Source organism: Virgibacillus salexigens, from assembly GCF_014905415.1.
Lineage (GTDB): Bacteria > Bacillota > Bacilli > Bacillales > Amphibacillaceae > Virgibacillus > Virgibacillus salexigens.
Map to the genome: position 1 here is coordinate 1,122,937 of NZ_BNEO01000001.1, position 17,203 is coordinate 1,140,139.

The following is a 17,203-nucleotide window of genomic DNA, read 5'->3' on the forward strand; positions in this document are numbered from 1 at the left end:
AGCGAATCAAATCGTTTAATATTATTAGAATATTTATGCCTGAATTATATAACATTTTCAGATACAAAGGGAACGTTTTTTCATTAAGGCTAACCATTCACATAACAAAGCCTTATACATAAATGATAAGTGCCACCGCTTCCCTCTTTATGATATCATGTTGACTAATTCAAAAGAAATTGTTAGAGGTTAGGTTTCTTGTCACTCGTTAGGTGGTAATGTATACTATTAATGGGAATGCAATATGATGTGGATTCCTCTATATAAAGGATGATTGAACTAGTGGAAACAAGAACAATGGAGTCATCAATAGCCAGTGCAGCTGGCAAACTATTACGTGATCATTTTGGTAAGGGTCCTGGATCTTTATTTGTTACGGTAGAGAAGCCCTTTATTACGATATATTTAAAGAATTTTCTCACTCCGATGGAGAACGTCTTATTAGAGCAAAATAATGCACTAAAGGTTCAGGAAACAAGAGATCTATTAATGAGTAAAATAAAACCCGATTTACAAGTATTACTTTCAGCGGAGACGAATCACTCCGTAGGGACTATTCGCTATGATTGGAATTTAGAAAAAAGGACAGGGATTCTTTTTGCCGAATTACAAACCAATCCAAACGAATTTGAAACGGATCAGCTTGACTACAAAGCCAAAAAAGAAATACATGAGGAAATTGAACGATTTACGAAGAAGGCGCAAAAATCTCCTCGCAATATCAAATCATTTAAGCTAAATGATCGTACAATTATTTCAAAGCGAGAGGATATTCTTGTATGTATTGAAAATGAATTAATCAATACTGGTTTTGAAGAGCAATTAAGGCTGTCGAAACGGAAATTGGAGAAGCACTTAATTCAAACAACTTATCTTGAAACTGTTTTAGAACAAGCTATTGAAGATGTATTTGTAGATTGGGATTTTGATAGTGATACAGGTTATGTAATATTCATATTACATGCTCCAAATAAATAAGGTGGGAATGTCTAGACAATAGCGCTAAGACATAAGCCGAAAAGGATAATTACCTTTTCGGCTTTTTTTATTGAATTGTAGCAACAGATAAGGAGTGGAGAGATACGATGTATAAAATAATAGCAATTGGAACAAACAATGTACGTGCTAAACTTGCCATCGATGAAGAAGAAATGATATTTGAAACGTATGAAGAAGCTGAACAATTTCTCCAAGAAACGGATAAAGCGAATATTTTACCTGATAATTATCAACTAGTAATTGAAGAGCAATAATTCGATCTTAAAAAAATCGCCCCCTATTAATTTATAAGGAGGCGATAGGTATGAAATGAAATTTAATCCTGCATCTGTGCTTTAGAACCTTTATCAGAATTACCCGATTTAAACCAGCCAATAACAGCGATAGCCACTAATACGACATAGAAAATGGTTTTCCATAGCGTAGAATGTGGAAAGTCATGTGGGATGAGAGCAATATCTTCATGCGCAAGTACGATTAAAGCAAGCTTAACACCAACCCAGCCGACAATAACAAACGCTGCAATTTCTAAACCTGGACGCTTGTTTAACAATCCGACAAAAATGTTTGCCGCAAAACGCATGATGATTAAACCTATCATTCCTCCAGCAAAAACAACGAAGAATTGCCCAGTATCCAGACTTCCAATTTCACCTAGACCTGTCGGCGGTAACGCCACTGCCAAGGCAACTGCAGCCAATATAGAGTCCACTGCAAAGGCAAGGTCTGCGAATTCAACTTTGAGAACAGTCATCCAAAAACTACTGCCCTTTGACTCTTGGGCTTTTTCTTCTAGTTCGTCTCCTTCATCCTTAGATGACTTAAACTTATCATATAAATTCTTAAACGCGATAAATAATAAGTAAATTGCTCCTAATGCTTGCACCTGCCAAACATCTACTAGGAACGAAATAATAAATAATGATCCAAATCGAAGTATAAAAGCTCCAGCTAATCCATAAAACAATGCTTTTTTTCGTTGTTCCTCCGGAAGGTGCTTAACCATGATGGCTAATACGAGCGCATTGTCTGCTGCCAATAATCCTTCAAGACCAATAAGAACGACTAATACCCAAAGGTATTCGATTAATAAATCGGCACCCATCTCGATTCTCTCCTTTCAACGTCACCAATAACGATGACTTCTGCTGCAGGTGTGATTACCCTACTATTACCTTTAGTAACTTAGTGAAAACAAAAAAGTTCCTACCAATAGGTAAGAACCAATAAAAAAGACCCTTACCTTATATTGGTAAAGGTCTCGCTAACAACGATCGTTGCCAATTCAGCCGGAGAATGTTCTCGTAATGACGACTAAAATTGTACAGCTACTCCCCTTTAAACAGGAATATTTCATTACTTCTTATTAAACCGTTAAAAGCAATAAATGTCAAATGAATCAATTGCCATCATTCACAGTTTCATCGCTTGGTAGATAAGTTCAACTGCTCATCCATTTCTTTCTGTAAAGCTGTCAGCTTATCTTTACTATCTTGTACATTTTTACCGCAAACCCCATAATAGCATTTGATTTTCGGTTCTGTACCAGATGGACGTAAGCAAACCCAGCTATCCTGTTCTAAAATGAATTTCATCATGTTTTCATTTGGCAGTTCGATTTCTTCTACTTTTTCTTTTTCATCTACGATTATACGTTCTCCAGTCAAATAATCTTCTATTTTTTCTACTTGAAAATCAGCGATAGACTCCATAGGATGTTGACGAATCGAATCCATAATGGCAGAAATTTGTTCCGATCCTTCTTTCCCTTTAAATGTCAGGGAAGTCATCCCTTCTAGATAAAAACCATGCTTCTCATACAGACCATGGAGCACATCCAGTAACGTCTTATCTTGCTTTTTCCAATAATATGCCATTTCACATGCCATCATTGCTGCTTGTACTGCATCTTTGTCTCGAGCGAAACTACTAATTAAATAACCATAGCTCTCTTCATAACCAAATACAAACGATTCCCCAGTGGCATCAAATTCGTGTATTTTTTCACCGATATACTTAAAACCTGTTAATGTATTAATTGTCTTAATGCCATAACTATCTGCGATTGCTCTTCCTAGTTCAGATGTGACTACTGTTTTTAACATTCTTCCACTTTTTAAGAGTGCCTTATCGCTATGGGATAAAATATAATCTAATAGTAATGCTCCAAGTTGGTTTCCAGTTAATACTTGGTAATCACCTGTATGTTTCTTCACAGCGACACCTAATCGATCAGCATCTGGATCTGTTGCTAATAAGATTTCTGCATCTATGGTTTTCCCTAACTCCATTGCCATACTAAACGCCTGATGTTCCTCGGGATTTGGTGATGTTACCGTGGAAAATTCTGGATCTGGCAGAGCCTGTTCCCCTACAATATGAACATTGTTGAAATTCAGCTGTTTTAATCCACTTGTAACCAACTCATAAGCGGTTCCATGTAATGGTGTAAAGACGAATGGCATCTGCTTTGCCTCAGCTATCTCATCTGAGTGTAATTTAGAGATTTGTACAAGACGCTCTAAATAAGCATTGTCAATTTCGTCTTTAACCCAATTTAGCAGCTCTTTTTCCTCCAATTGGTCCTGCTCTAAATAAGGTACCAATAACTCATCCTGCGTTTCCCCAATATAGGATATTATCTTAGAGGCTTGATCTGGTGTAATTTGTCCACCATCCTCATTATATACTTTAAATCCGTTATATTCCGGTGGGTTATGACTAGCAGTAATCATTACCCCAGATACAGCACCTAAATAACGAACTGCAAATGATAATAGCGGAGTAGGTCGTAAAGATGTGAATACGTAAGCAGTAATTCCATAGGCACCGAGCACTTTCGCTGTTTCTAAAGCAAACTCTCTTGACATATGTCTAGAATCATAGGAAATAACCACTCCTCGATCTTTCACATTGACCGTATGCTCTAATAAGTAGTTTGCTAGACCGTTGACAGCTTTTCGAATCGTATATACGTTCATACGGTTTATCCCAGCCCCTATTACACCACGCATTCCACCTGTACCAAAAGATAATTCTTTATAGAAAGCATCTTCCAATGCTGTTTGATCTCCTTCCAACTGATCCAATTCTTCTTTCAGACTTGGTTCAAGTTGTTGAAATGAATTCCACTTCTCATAAACACGTTCCCAACTGGTCATTACTTTGTCCTCCAACTAGTTTAATCTATACGAATTTTAGCATATTTTGTTGAATTATTCTATGTTTCCACAAACTTCGTTTACACCCTCCTAAAAACGGTTATCATGAAATCATAGAGAAGCTTCATTAAGTACTGCGATGTATATTAATTAATCATGAAGGATTTACTTTCTATTATTCTTGGAACAAGGTAAAATAAAGCATATATGAATTGGGAAAGTTGGGATACGATTGGTAAATAAACGATGGTTTCAATTTTTAGTGTTTTTTATATTAGTATTTTCTTTAATCTTGCTTATTTCCGTGACGGATTTTATCTTTAGCCCTTTTGTTAAAATTATTGGTGCAGTTGCTGTTCCAATAATTGGTGCCGGTATTCTGTACTACCTAACGAAGCCGATTATGTACTTTCTTGAACGATTGAAAATAAATCGAATCCTATCCATTGTTCTTGTATTTCTTTTGTTAATCCTTATTGGTTTCTTTGTATATATGTACATCGCACCAATTGCACAGCAGCAATTTAGAAATTTAATTGACAATATACCGACAATGGTTAATTGGGCACAAGACATGATTTCATTATGGCAGTCTAATCAAACTGCGATACCAAAAGAAATAGACAAGGCGATTAACGACTTCACCAATAATTTGCAATCTCATATTGATAGCACGTTAAACTATCTCTTCGGATTCATTGGGCAACTAATTGGTTTTATTACAGCACTTGTACTTGTTCCATTCTTTTTATTTTTTATGTTAAAGGACGGAGAAAAACTAGTACCATTTATTACGCAAATCTTCTCTCAGAAAAAGGCAGCAAACATTCGGTCACTGCTTTCTAAAATAGATAGTACGTTAACTTCTTTTATTCAAGGGCAATTAATCGTTAGTTTTGCAGTAGGTGTGCTTCTTTTTATTGGTTATTTAATTATCGATCTCAAATATGCCCTTACATTGGCTTTATTCGCTATGGTGATGAATGTCATTCCATTTGCTGGTCCATTTATTGCTGTTATTCCAGCCTTGATTGTGGGGGCATTCCAGGATCCTATGAATCTTTTCTGGGTTTCTATTGTTATGATTGTTGCCCAGCAAATTGAGAGTAATTTAATTTCACCAAATGTGATGGGGCATGCTTTGGATTTGCATCCATTAACTGTTATTACCGTAATTCTTGCTGCAGGCAGTATCGCCGGATTCCTAGGTATATTATTCGCCGTACCGTTTTATTCGGTAGTCAAAACCATTATTATACATTTCTACCAAACCTATGTAGATTCTAAGAAAAATAGAGAAGATGCATTGATTTGATTAGGGATAATCCTAACGTAAACAGTAACCGATAGCATAAAAATCCATTTTTTACATCGTAATCTGAAATAGATTAGAATGCTTTCAACTAATTCGACTAAGCGAAATCCGCTTAGTCGAATTAGTCTATGGACTTGAGTAGTTTTTGTAGAACCCCTGCCTACGGTAATTAACGATGCCAGCTAAGAAACGATAAAAAAACGGAATCCTAGCTGGATATAATATTTGCATAATCGGTTCATCGTTCGGATATTTTTTTATATGTTCCTGTTGCTTATACCTCATCCTGTTTCACATTCATAAACGATAGCTGAGCCAATTTCCTTATAACCGATCCTCTTGTAGATGCGATTGGATGTTGGATTACGCTTATCTGTAAATAGACAACAGAACTGAAAGCCTTGATCGAGGAACTTATAGCTAAGTGCGGTGACAATACTCGTTGCGAAACCGTTTCGTTTAAACTCGTCTGGTGTGTAGACAGCATTTATTGTCGCACCATGTTTGGTTTGCCTTGATTTATTCGCCATGGATACTTTTTGATTATCGACTTGCCAAAAGTATGCAGATTGATTGCGAATGAACTCTGTCGCTAATGTCTTGGCTCGGGATTGGGTGATTTTCTCATTTGCTTCTTTTCCAAAGGCAACCAACCAATGATAAAGCAGTGTATAATCATCTTCTTTTGCCAGAATAAGCTGTCCACTTGTTGGAAGTGGTAGTTGCACTTGATCCAATTGATAAATTAATTCTTTCATATGGATGACAACTCTATCGCCTGTTCGTTTTTCCCATTCCTTTGCAAACGCTGTGGCATACTTATCAGGTCCCAATACTCCTGGTACATCCAAATTACGCTTATCCAATTCACCAACAATTAAATGAATAACATCTAAGTCGATCGATGCTACAGCTGGTAATATCCAATTATGTGGCGGTGTACGTAAATATGCATAGATTGCTTCACCGTCTTCTTCCACCCAACCCAGCTGGCATTCCGTTCGATAAGTCTTCAAACGATGTAAAATACCAAGCATTAAATTATTGCATGCTTCCTGCTTTAACAATAATCTTTCTGTTTTTTGGATAAATAATTCTATTGAAGCAGTCATTACATTCTTCATCTAATCACCCCTATCATTCTTTTAATTATTCGATATAAATCAAGGTTTTCCCTGTTTTATAAGTAGAAAATTCGCTACACTGGAATTAGAGGTGATATGCGATGTCAAAAAAACAATTACAAGCCAAGCTAGATGAACTAAAATCCGATTATGTCCGGATTCAAGGAGATCTAGATAAGCTAGAATACGTACGTGGAAGAGTATCGTCGGCAGAAGAACAACTCATTCGTTTAGAAAAGGAAATTGCTGAAGTGAATAGACAGCTTCGTGAATGGAATGATTGAATGATATAAATAGGAATATAAGAGTGAAGCAATGTTGCTTCACTCTCAGCTTGTAGAGAATTTTTCTACAGGCTTTATTTCTGCCACCAGGAGCAAAGCCTGCGCTCAGTGATCTTGGCTCACTCATTCTTCCCCAGGAGTGGAATGGGTCTTCTCTCCTCGGAAGGTGAAGGGCATTTTCTTCATGTTCTGGCAGACAGCTGTTACCAACATTTGTTCCTTGCTTTCTTTTTACTCAAGCGCATCAATGGTTACCATTTTTCGACCTTTAAATCATAAAACAACAGTCGAGAATAACAATTGAGTAGATTGAATTTCGGAAAAATGTCAAAAAACAAGACTGTCGAGAACTTCTCGACAGTCTTAAGAATGTGAAATGTTGCTTCACTCAACTTTCATGTTGGTGCCATTATTACGTTGGTTATCTAATTTTGCTTTAATTTTTGCCTTCTCCTTATTTGGTGGGGTAAGACTTACAATGGTATCGCCAACAGCTGGAACTGTACGCATTTCTTCAGAATAAAATTTCAGTTGGCCAGAAGGCTTAATCAAATAAAGAAATACGGTAGATTCATCTTTATCTGCCATATACTGTTTATAATTGTATTGTGACGTTAATGTCGTTTGTCTGAATACATAATGATTATCTAATTTATCCATTAAATCTTCCAACGTAAACTTCTTATCAAATAGTATCCTTCCACCCACTTTTGAAACGACATCTGTCGTATCTCCGCTCATGTGATCAATTGGACTAATTTTAAAGACATTTGTTCTGCCATACTCAGGCATAAACGTTGTACATACTAAGGAATTAAAAGCGTGATTTTCTGTTATAGTTAACAAATATTCATACGGAATCGTATCTAAATTATACTCCGTTTGTTCTGATAAAATATTCCCATGATAGAAATTAATGCCTGCTTCACGTACAGGTCGTAGCCTTTCCCAAGATGAATCCACAATAATAACCGGGAAGTTTGCCTTTGACAATGATTTTGCTAATTCGATCGTAAAGCGATTGGCACCGTTTATCAATGCGCCTGGTTTTCCTTCCATCGACAAATGTAATTTCTTCGAGAGCCAACCAATTGAAAAACCATGTGCCACAACCGTAAAAATCACAAGTCCGAATGTTAAAGTGGTTAATATCTGCGCATCTTCAAATCCTTGTTCGGTTAGCACCGAAGCAAAATAACCAGATACTGTTAACGCCACAATTCCTCTTGGTGCTATCCAACCAACAAGGGCTTTTTCATTAAAGGTTAGACTTGTACCAATCGTTGATAGGAAAATGGATAACGGACGAACGACAAACATCATTAATAATACATAACCAATAATATTGGGACTAAAGATGTGAAGTAAGGTTTCTAATTGTAAAGATGCGGTTAACATGATGAAAATGGTTGATATGAGTAAGATGGAAATATTTTCTTTAAAATGGCGCATGTCGGAAATAGAACTAATTCCCATATTGGCTAAAGTAATACCCATTGCAGTTACTGAAAGCAATCCTGTTTCATGCATGATTTCATCTGCACCAGTGAAGCAAAGAATAACCACAATAACGACGGCAGGAGATTTCAAAAACTCAGGAATATGTCCTGTTTCAAACATCCAGCCAATTCCTTTACCACATGCCCAACCAAAAACAGCGGCAAATAAGGAAGCTGCAAAGAAGAGCATTAATTTTGCCCCATCCGGTTCAGTTGCTGTCAAAAACGTAATAATTTCAAAGGCAAAGACAGCTAGCAGTGCACCTATCGGATCAACAATAATACCTTCCCACTTTAAGATTTTTGCAGGCCTTGGTTTCAATTTTGATTGTCGCAATAAAGGCATAATAACAGTAGGACCAGTAACAATAAATAATCCACCGATCACAAAAGCAACGGTCCAAGACAAGCCTGCAATATAGTGTGCAGTTAGAGATCCTAAGATCCAAGCGATAAAAGCCCCTACGGTTGATATTCGAAAGATCGGCTTACCTAGACCACGTAATTCTTTAAAACTTAGATTAAGACTCCCTTCAAATAAAATGATAGCTACTGCTACCGATATAATCGGGCTATATAAACTGCCAAAGTCTTCCTCCGGATTAATTAATCCTAAAATTGGTCCTGCTAGTAAACCAGTAATGGACATGACCACAATCGCTGGCATGCGATAACGCCACGCAATCCATTGTGAACCAATTCCCAAAAGACCGATTAGCATGATTTCAAATAATAAAGACGGAACCATGTCGTACCCCCCTATTTCAATATACATATGAGAAATAAATCTAACATATTTTTTCTTTCTAATCACTTTTTTTATACTACGTATTACAAGCGGGATAGAAAGTGTAACATACACATAGCCACAGGGCGCGGCAATATGTTTCGTCTAATATACGTTTTCGTGAGATAAAAACATTTTAAATGTGTATCGTAAGAATGTAAACAATTTTAATTTATTCCTTCGTGAAGTAATATTATTGAAAACATTTCCATTTTTATAACTTGTCATTGACATTTTAAAGAACAACCTGTTAATATTATGTCTGCTTTGCTGTATTTTCAGAAAACAAACTGAAAAATTACGTCAGTTATTGTCAGACTATATTGAAAATGGAGTTTATACAACTCCCTCTATTTATTTTCAATAATAGAAGGGATTCCTATATGATGAGTAAAGATATGTTTATCATTGGATTTATGTTATTTGCTTTATTTTTTGGAGCAGGAAATTTAATATACCCTCCTGTACTCGGAGCTGAGGCAGGCACTTCGTTTGTTGCTGCAATGACAGGGTTTATTATAACTGGAATTGGATTACCGATTATAGCGGTTACTGCTATTTCGTATGTAAAGAATGATGCAAGAGAATTAGGTAACCATGTACATCCACTATTTGGACTCTTATTTACTTGCCTTGTTTACCTTGCTATTGGACCATTTTTTGGTATTCCTAGGGCAGCTACCGTTGGATATGAAATGAGCGTAAAACCATTCCTTACGGATACCTCTACACAAGGGTTATGGCTATTTACTACCATTTTCTTTTTAGCTACTTTTCTTGTAAGTTTAAACCCTTCAAAATTAGTAGATCGAATTGGACAATATTTAACACCCATTCTTTTTCTAGCTATAACTATATTAGTAATTGGAGGATTCGCCTTCTTCGATCAACCATTAGCGAATCCGACAGGCGGCTACCAAGATACCCCATTTTTCACTGGTTTTATTGAGGGATATTTAACAATGGATGCTATTGCAGCACTAGCCTTCGGTATTATAGTGGTAAATACGTTTAAGGAAAAAGGCATTACCTCAAGAAATGCGGTTATCCTGTCCACATTAAAAGCTGGATTAGTTGCTGGTATTGGATTAATCGCTGTTTATGCCTCCATCGGTTGGCTGGGCGCAAAATTCACCGAAGGAGAAGCATATACCAATGGTGGCGAGATTCTAGCCCAAGCTGCATCAACCTTGTTTGGCACAACAGGAACATTATTACTGGGCGTCATTGTTACGTTGGCTTGTTTTACAACTTCAGTTGGGTTAGTTGTAGCTACTGCTCAATTTTTTTCAAAAATCATTCCATTGGCTTATCCATGGATCGCTAGTATAATCACATTAATCAGTTACCTAATAGCCAATCAAGGACTAGATTCGATTATTCGCTTTTCCGTTCCTGTATTAATTTTCCTTTACCCAATAGCTATTGTTCTCATTTTATTAACCTTTATACACCCTTTGTTCAAAGGTAGAAAAGCCGTATATAGAGGAGCAATCATTTTTACATCTATATTCAGTTTAAATGATGGATTAAATGAACTAAGTGTATCGCTCCCGTATATCTCAAACTATATAACCCTCCTACCTTTATTCGATCATGGTTTAGGCTGGGTACTTCCAGCCTGTGTTGGTGGGTGCATTGGTTATTTGGTATCTATTACTTTCTCGCGTTCCTATTCGTAATTCCCATTATCCATTTAAAAATAAGACTGTGTAACATAGACCATTAAACGAACGAGCCTTATTTTCTAAAACTTTTTTCTATGTTTATATGTTAGGATTAAAAATGGAAGAGGAGGATATACGAATGGGAATACGCGAAGAAGAATTATTACAGACATACTTTGGTTATGAAACCTTCCGTCCAGGCCAGGCAGAAGCAATCGATGCGATCATAAAAGGACAAAATATTCTTGCCGTTATGCCCACAGGTGGCGGGAAATCATTATGCTACCAAATCCCAGGGTTGGCTTTAGAAGGAACAGCAATCATAGTATCCCCACTTATATCACTTATGAAAGATCAAGTTGATGCCCTGCAGTCACTTGGGATTGTAGCAACTTATATAAATAGCTCATTATCCACAATGGAGCAACAAGATAGACTACGAGATATTGGTAAAGGTCGGTATACCTTTGTATATGTAGCACCGGAAAGATTTGAATCAACTATGTTTATGCGTGCTCTCAAGGGAATGAACATATCATTAATTGCATTTGACGAGGCCCATTGTATTTCTCAATGGGGACATGATTTTAGACCAAGCTATCGTTCCATTATTCCATATTTAAGACAATTAAATGATTTACCAACCGTTATGGCTTTAACTGCGACGGCTACGGAAGAGGTCATTGAAGATATTCAGCAACAACTACATATTCATCATGTTGTTAATACAGGGTTCAAACGGGAGAATTTATCGTTTCATGTCATTAAAGGGAAAAATAAATCCACTTATATCCAGTCTTTCTTGAAGGAAAGGAAGCATGAATCCGGAATTATATATACAGCGACGCGCAAACAGGCTGATGCTCTCCATGATCAACTAGAGAAGCGTGGTTACCAAGTTGGTAAATACCATGCTGGACTATCAGAGCAGGAACGGAAAGCTACACAGGCAGCATTTATCCACGATGAAAAATCACTAATGATTGCTACAAACGCATTTGGAATGGGAATTGATAAATCTAATGTACGCTTTGTGATTCATTATGCGATGCCAATGAATATTGAATCTTATTATCAAGAGGCTGGCAGGGCAGGAAGAGATGGTGAACCTAGTGATTGTATCTTATTGTTTTCACCACAGGATATACAACTCCAAAAGTTTTTAATTGAACAGTCTATGATGGATGATGTTACCAAGCAGGGTGAATACCGCAAGTTACAAGCAATGATTAATTATTGCCATACACATAGTTGTTTAACGACGTTCATCTTAAATTATTTTGAAGATATAAACCAACAAGAGATATGCGGCCGTTGCAGCAATTGTATGGAACGTCAAGAAAAGGTGGACATTACAGAAGAAGCCCAAAAAATCTTATCCTGTATAAAACGTATGGGAGAACGATTTGGTGTAGGGATGACGGCCAAAGTATTGAAAGGATCAAAGGACAAAAAAATTAGAGAAATGCAACTTACCAGCTTATCCACATATGGGATTCTTTCCGCTTATACAGAAAAAGAGTTAACGGAATACATTCATTTCTTAATTGCTGAACAAATCATTGCAACAGAGGAAGGAAAATATCCGATTTTAAAATTAAATCATCAATCGGTAGAAGTATTAAAAGGGAAAAAAACCGTTTGGATGTATACGGCGCCGATTCCCAACACAGAACCGACAGATTTCCAGGAAGACTTGTTTGCAGAACTACGTGAGTTACGTAAACAAATGGCAGATGAAAAAGATGTACCTCCCTATATATTATTTTCGGATGCAACGTTAAAAGAATTAAGCAGATACTTTCCAGTAACGAAAGAAGAAATGCTTGAAATTAAGGGTATCGGAGGAAAAAAATACGATCAATATGGAGAACCTTTTCTTACTTTAATTCAAAACTGGAGACATCGTCATCCCGATACGAAACAAGTAATTCGAATCAGTGATGGCCCAAAACCAAAGAAGCGGCAGGAGACCGACGATCAACCAAGTCACCTAGTTATCAGATGTTCCAAAATGGGAAGTCCTTAAAAGATATTGCTGTAATTCGCGATGTTTCTCAACAAACGGTAGAAGCGCATCTTTTCAAAGCTTTTAAAGATGGATACCCCATCTCATGGGAGATATTTTTTAACGAAGATGATGAAAGAACCGTTCTTGCAGCTCGCGCAACACTTGACGAAGTGAAATTGAAGCCATTAAAAGAAACGCTTCCAGATACCTATGACTATACGAAAATAAAAGCGGTACTCACAAAACATGGATATATGTAACAAGACCGAGTCAGAAGTAGCTTATTCTATAATAAACCGAACGGGTTCGAATGAACCTGTTCGGTTTATTTGTTTACCTATTTCAGTTGTGTCCCGGCCCTTTTTCACTGTGATTTACAAGGACGCGTATTACTTGTAACTATGTTATTATTCCCCTTTTACATTTAGTGCCCAGGTACCATTTCGAAATACTGCTTCTGTTGTGCCATCCGAGAACACACCATCGATATCCAGCTTTTCAGACCCAATCATAAAATCAACATGGCTTAAGCTATCATTTACTCCATGCTTATCCAATTGATCTTCATCCATCGCGGCTCCACCTTCTAAATTTGTAGGATAGGCTTTGCCAAGTGCAATATGGCAAGAAGCATTTTCATCAAATAATGTATTATAAAAAATCAATCCGGATTGAGACACTGGAGATTCATGTGGAACTAGTGCTACCTCCCCCAGTCGTTTCGAGCCTTCATCCGTCTTAAGTAATTGTTCTAATGTCCCTTCCCCTTGCTCCGCTTTATAATCCACTACTTTTCCGTCTTTAAACGTTAAAGAGAAATTATCAATCAGACTGCCTCCATAGTTAAGTGGTTTTGTGCTTGATACCGTGCCATTCACCCCATACTTATGTGGTAAGGAAAATACCTCTTCTGTTGGCATATTGGGATTGAAAGTAGTACCTCCTTCCGTTTTAGCTGACCCCCCTTTCCAAATATGTCCTTCTGGAAGCTCCATTTCCAACGCTGTTCCTGGTGCTTTAAAAATTAATTTTTTATAGTTTTTCCTATTCAATATCTCTCGAGCAGTTCGTAATGTATCATTATGCGCTTCCCATGCTGTAATCGGGTCCTCTTGATCCACGCGGACAATCTTCACAATTGCATCCCATAGGCTTTCAATAGCGTCTTCACGAGATTTCTCAGGAAAAACCTTTTGTGCCCAATCACCAGTTGGAATGGAGATAATTGACCATGCAATAATATCGTTCATGGTATATTTTCGGAAATTCTTCATTGCTTCGGCAGATGCTTTATTCGCTTTGGCCACTTTCGATGGATCAATATCCTTTAGTAAATCTGGATTCGTAGAACGAATATTTAACACAGCTGCACCATCTTCTGCAAATTCATCATGTAGTTGTACCTTCCAATCTGGGTAACTAGCGATTACCTCATCTGGAGCATATTCGTACTTCAATAAGGTTAATTCGTCATCAACCCAATTTATATGTACATTCTTTGCTCCTAACTCATATGCCTTACGCGCCACCTTTCGTGTGAAATCAGCACCTTCAATTGGCGCATTAATCATTAAAGCCTGTCCTTTTTGTAAATTTACACCTGTACGTAAAGCTAACGCTGCATACTTCTCTTGTACTCCTTGACTAACCATAGATTAACCTCCACATTAAATGTTTTCGTATATCTTATTATTTCATAAATTCAATTAAATTACCAAATAAAGTTGGACTATACAGTGCTCCTACATAATCCTACCAATGATTGGCATTTACACTTGTTAATCGCCAAAATTATGGTAATGATTGGATAGTTGAATACTCCCTACCCCTTACCTATTTACGCCATATCAAGAATATGTTATTCTAATAATAGGTTACTTTTCGTAATAACTGTTATTGTATGTAACGATAAATATAATCCTACCAACTGAGGTGATGATCATGGAGAACCTTTGTCCTCGCTTCGAAAAAGCTATGGGTCTTCTCAGCACTCGCTGGGTAGGACTTATTCTATTTGAATTATTAAAAGGTACAAAACGTTTCTCTGAAATGGAAGCAGATTTGCCTATCAGCGGGCGGTTGCTCTCTGATCGACTAAAAATGTTAGAAAAAGAAGGAATTGTAACACGTGATATTTATTCTGAATTTCCCGTACGAATTGAATACTCCCTTTCTGAAAAAGGGAAAGCATTAGAACCAGTTATTAAAGAAATTCAATGTTGGGCAGATCATCATGTGACACTAGAGGAAACGCAACAAGATAATGCTTAATATGTTCACTATCTATAAACAAAAGACCAAATCGTCATAGCGATTTGGTCTTTTGTTTGGTTTATTCTTTGTCTGTTGTTTGCTCTCTTCCCCAGAATTCAATTCCATTCTGATTATCAAGTGTATCACGATAAAAGATTGGATCCTTTCCCTGTTTTCGTTGATATCGATAATCCTGCAACACTTTATTAGCAATCTTAAACAGCCTTGTAATAGCGTAAAGGTTAATAAGCGCCATGATTGCCATGGTCAAGTCTGCCAATGCCCAAACAAAATCAAAGGAGGCAACAGCTCCAAAGAATACCATAGCTAAGGCTGCTAAACGATAAATAAACAATCCTGTTTTACTATCACGAATATATGAAATATTATTTTCCCCATAATAGTAATTGCCTAAAATAGAGCTGTATGCAAATAGGAGGATAGCTATTGCAATAAATCCACTTGCCCAATCTCCAATATGGAAGGCAAATGCATCTTGCGTTAGCTGGATGCCATCTGCTTCACTTCCTTCGTAACCACCAGCAGTAATTAGAATAAATGCGGTTGCACTACAAATTAATAACGTATCAAAAAATACTCCTAAAGCCTGGATAAAGCCCTGCTTTGCTGGATGAGAAACTTCAGCAGTTGCCGCTGCATTGGGAGCACTACCCATCCCTGCTTCATTGGAGAATAAGCCACGCTTAATCCCCATCATAATGGCTGCACCAAACCCTCCACCAGCTACTTCACGAATACCAAAAGCATTTGCGAAGATAATTGAAAACATATCTGGAATCGCCGTAAAATTCGTAATTAAAATGAATAATGATATAACAATATACAATATCGCCATAATTGGAACAATAACTTGGGTAACATTTGCAATACTCCGTAATCCACCAAAAATTACAATCGCTGTGAGAATAAATAAGATAATACCAATTATGTTTTGATTTAAATCAAATTGACCTTCAAATGCAAGACTAATTGTGTTTGATTGTACCGAATTAAACACAAGACCATATGTAAATGTAATGGTAATCGCGAATAAAACAGCGAGCCAACGACTATTCAACCCTTTTTCCATATAATAGGCTGGACCACCACGATATTGTTTATTATCCGGTACTTTGTATACTTGCGCCAAGGTGCTTTCAACAAATGCTGATGCAGAACCAAGTAATGCGATCAACCACATCCAAAATACTGCCCCTGGCCCACCAGCAGCAACTGCTGTAGCTACACCAGCCATATTCCCTGTACCTACTCGTGAAGCAGCACTAATTGCAAAAGCTTGGAACGATGAGGTCCCTTTTTTACCTGAAGCACTAATCGTTCGTTTATCAAATAGTACACGGAACATCTCCGGTATGTTTCTGAATTGAACAAACCCTGTCCTAATTGTAAACCAAAGTCCTAATCCAATTAATACAATAATTAATACATACGTCCATAACACATCGTTGACGGAACCAACGATACCCTCTATAATCCCCATATTACTTCCTCCTTATCTTTCATCATGTTGGTTTCAGGATGTACATTTACTGGAAAAGCATAACTATTTCAGTAAATCAGATTATCCTCTGTTCCAAGGATAATCTGTTCCGAAGATATGGGCAAATTCCTTTGATTGCTCTCGACGCTGTTTTCGCTGCTCCGCCCGATCTGCAGCTAAATGATGCAGTTTTTTCTCATGTTCCGATTCTGGGATAACCCCAGGCACAGGAGTAGGCTTTCCATTCTCATCAATTGCTACAAAGGTTAAAAAGGCTGTAGTACAAACGCTTCGTTCACCAGTCAGTAAATCCTCTGTCACCGCTTTAACAAATACTTCCATCGATGTATGATGCGTCCATGTAACAAACGCCTCCACACAAATGGAATGACCTTCTTTTACTGGAGCAAGAAAATCAACAGAATCAGTAGAAGCAGTTACTACCGGCTTCCTCGCATGTCTAGATGCGGAAATCGCTGCCACATCATCGATGTGAGCCATTAATTTCCCACCAAATAATGTCCCGAAGGAATTGGTATCTGGAGGCAGTACATGCGATGTTTTGACAGCTAATGAATTAGAACAGGCTTTTTTTTCCATCT

At 37.2% G+C, this 17,203-nt stretch carries 13 protein-coding genes and 1 pseudogene; 7 read left to right on the plus strand and 7 right to left on the minus strand.

What is annotated here, in order from left to right:
• Positions 1 to 270 precede the first annotated feature (270 nt).
• Together JKP73_RS05065 and JKP73_RS05070 are read left to right on the plus strand one after the other, a co-directional pair.
• Positions 271 to 978, plus strand: coding sequence for a Na-translocating system protein MpsC family protein (locus JKP73_RS05065; RefSeq protein WP_202406457.1), 708 nt, complete (start codon positions 271 to 273; stop codon positions 976 to 978).
• A 107-nt stretch (positions 979 to 1,085) separates the two neighbouring features.
• Positions 1,086 to 1,253: a hypothetical protein gene (locus JKP73_RS05070; protein ID WP_021289890.1), complete on the plus strand. Its 168-nt coding sequence runs from the start codon at positions 1,086 to 1,088 to the stop codon at positions 1,251 to 1,253.
• A gap of 62 nt (positions 1,254 to 1,315) precedes the next feature.
• Here JKP73_RS05070 and JKP73_RS05075 read toward each other — a convergent pair whose 3' ends face one another.
• Complete coding sequence (locus JKP73_RS05075) at positions 1,316 to 2,104, minus strand: TerC family protein (protein WP_021289891.1); 789 nt, start codon at positions 2,102 to 2,104, stop codon at positions 1,316 to 1,318.
• Positions 2,105 to 2,420: 316 nt separating this feature from the next.
• On the minus strand, positions 2,421 to 4,160 hold the full coding sequence (locus JKP73_RS05080) for a phospho-sugar mutase (protein ID WP_021289892.1): 1,740 nt from the start codon (positions 4,158 to 4,160) through the stop codon (positions 2,421 to 2,423).
• Between the two features lie 232 nt (positions 4,161 to 4,392).
• On the opposite strand from JKP73_RS05080, the gene JKP73_RS05085 reads away from it, so the two are divergent.
• Positions 4,393 to 5,475 carry an AI-2E family transporter gene (locus JKP73_RS05085; protein WP_160806842.1) on the plus strand — a complete coding sequence of 361 codons (1,083 nt, stop codon included), beginning with the start codon at positions 4,393 to 4,395 and terminating at the stop codon, positions 5,473 to 5,475.
• A 281-nt stretch (positions 5,476 to 5,756) separates the two neighbouring features.
• Here the strand turns inward: JKP73_RS05085 and JKP73_RS05090 are convergent, their stop codons facing one another.
• On the minus strand, positions 5,757 to 6,599 hold the full coding sequence (locus JKP73_RS05090; protein WP_160806843.1) for a GNAT family N-acetyltransferase: 843 nt from the start codon (positions 6,597 to 6,599) through the stop codon (positions 5,757 to 5,759).
• Positions 6,600 to 6,700: 101 nt separating this feature from the next.
• On the opposite strand from JKP73_RS05090, the gene JKP73_RS05095 reads away from it, so the two are divergent.
• Positions 6,701 to 6,883, plus strand: a complete 183-nt coding sequence (locus JKP73_RS05095; protein ID WP_021289896.1) for an SE1832 family protein — start codon at positions 6,701 to 6,703, stop codon at positions 6,881 to 6,883.
• 384 nt (positions 6,884 to 7,267) lie between these two features.
• Here JKP73_RS05095 and JKP73_RS05100 read toward each other — a convergent pair whose 3' ends face one another.
• Entirely contained in the window at positions 7,268 to 9,130 is a 1,863-nt protein-coding gene (locus JKP73_RS05100; RefSeq protein WP_021289897.1) for a cation:proton antiporter, read from the minus strand.
• A gap of 422 nt (positions 9,131 to 9,552) precedes the next feature.
• Between JKP73_RS05100 and brnQ the strand changes: the two genes are divergently transcribed.
• Entirely contained in the window at positions 9,553 to 10,851 is a 1,299-nt protein-coding gene (brnQ, locus tag JKP73_RS05105) for a branched-chain amino acid transport system II carrier protein (protein WP_021289898.1), read from the plus strand.
• 124 nt (positions 10,852 to 10,975) lie between these two features.
• Positions 10,976 to 13,107: pseudogene (gene recQ, locus JKP73_RS05110) on the plus strand (DNA helicase RecQ).
• A 147-nt stretch (positions 13,108 to 13,254) separates the two neighbouring features.
• On the opposite strand, the gene JKP73_RS05115 reads toward recQ, so the two are convergent.
• Complete coding sequence (locus JKP73_RS05115; RefSeq protein WP_021289900.1) at positions 13,255 to 14,499, minus strand: aminopeptidase; 1,245 nt, start codon at positions 14,497 to 14,499, stop codon at positions 13,255 to 13,257.
• A 289-nt stretch (positions 14,500 to 14,788) separates the two neighbouring features.
• Here JKP73_RS05115 and JKP73_RS05120 point away from each other — a divergent pair, with 289 nt between their 5' ends.
• Positions 14,789 to 15,118: a winged helix-turn-helix transcriptional regulator gene (locus tag JKP73_RS05120; protein WP_021289901.1), complete on the plus strand. Its 330-nt coding sequence runs from the start codon at positions 14,789 to 14,791 to the stop codon at positions 15,116 to 15,118.
• 61 nt (positions 15,119 to 15,179) lie between these two features.
• Here the strand turns inward: JKP73_RS05120 and JKP73_RS05125 are convergent, their stop codons facing one another.
• Positions 15,180 to 16,601 (minus strand): alanine/glycine:cation symporter family protein, encoded by a 1,422-nt coding sequence (locus tag JKP73_RS05125; protein ID WP_021289902.1) that lies wholly within the window; start codon positions 16,599 to 16,601, stop codon positions 15,180 to 15,182.
• 81 nt (positions 16,602 to 16,682) lie between these two features.
• A complete protein-coding gene (locus JKP73_RS05130; protein WP_021289903.1) occupies positions 16,683 to 17,201 on the minus strand; it encodes an acyl-CoA thioesterase in 519 nt (172 codons plus the stop codon).
• Between the last annotated feature and the right edge of the window lie 2 nt (positions 17,202 to 17,203).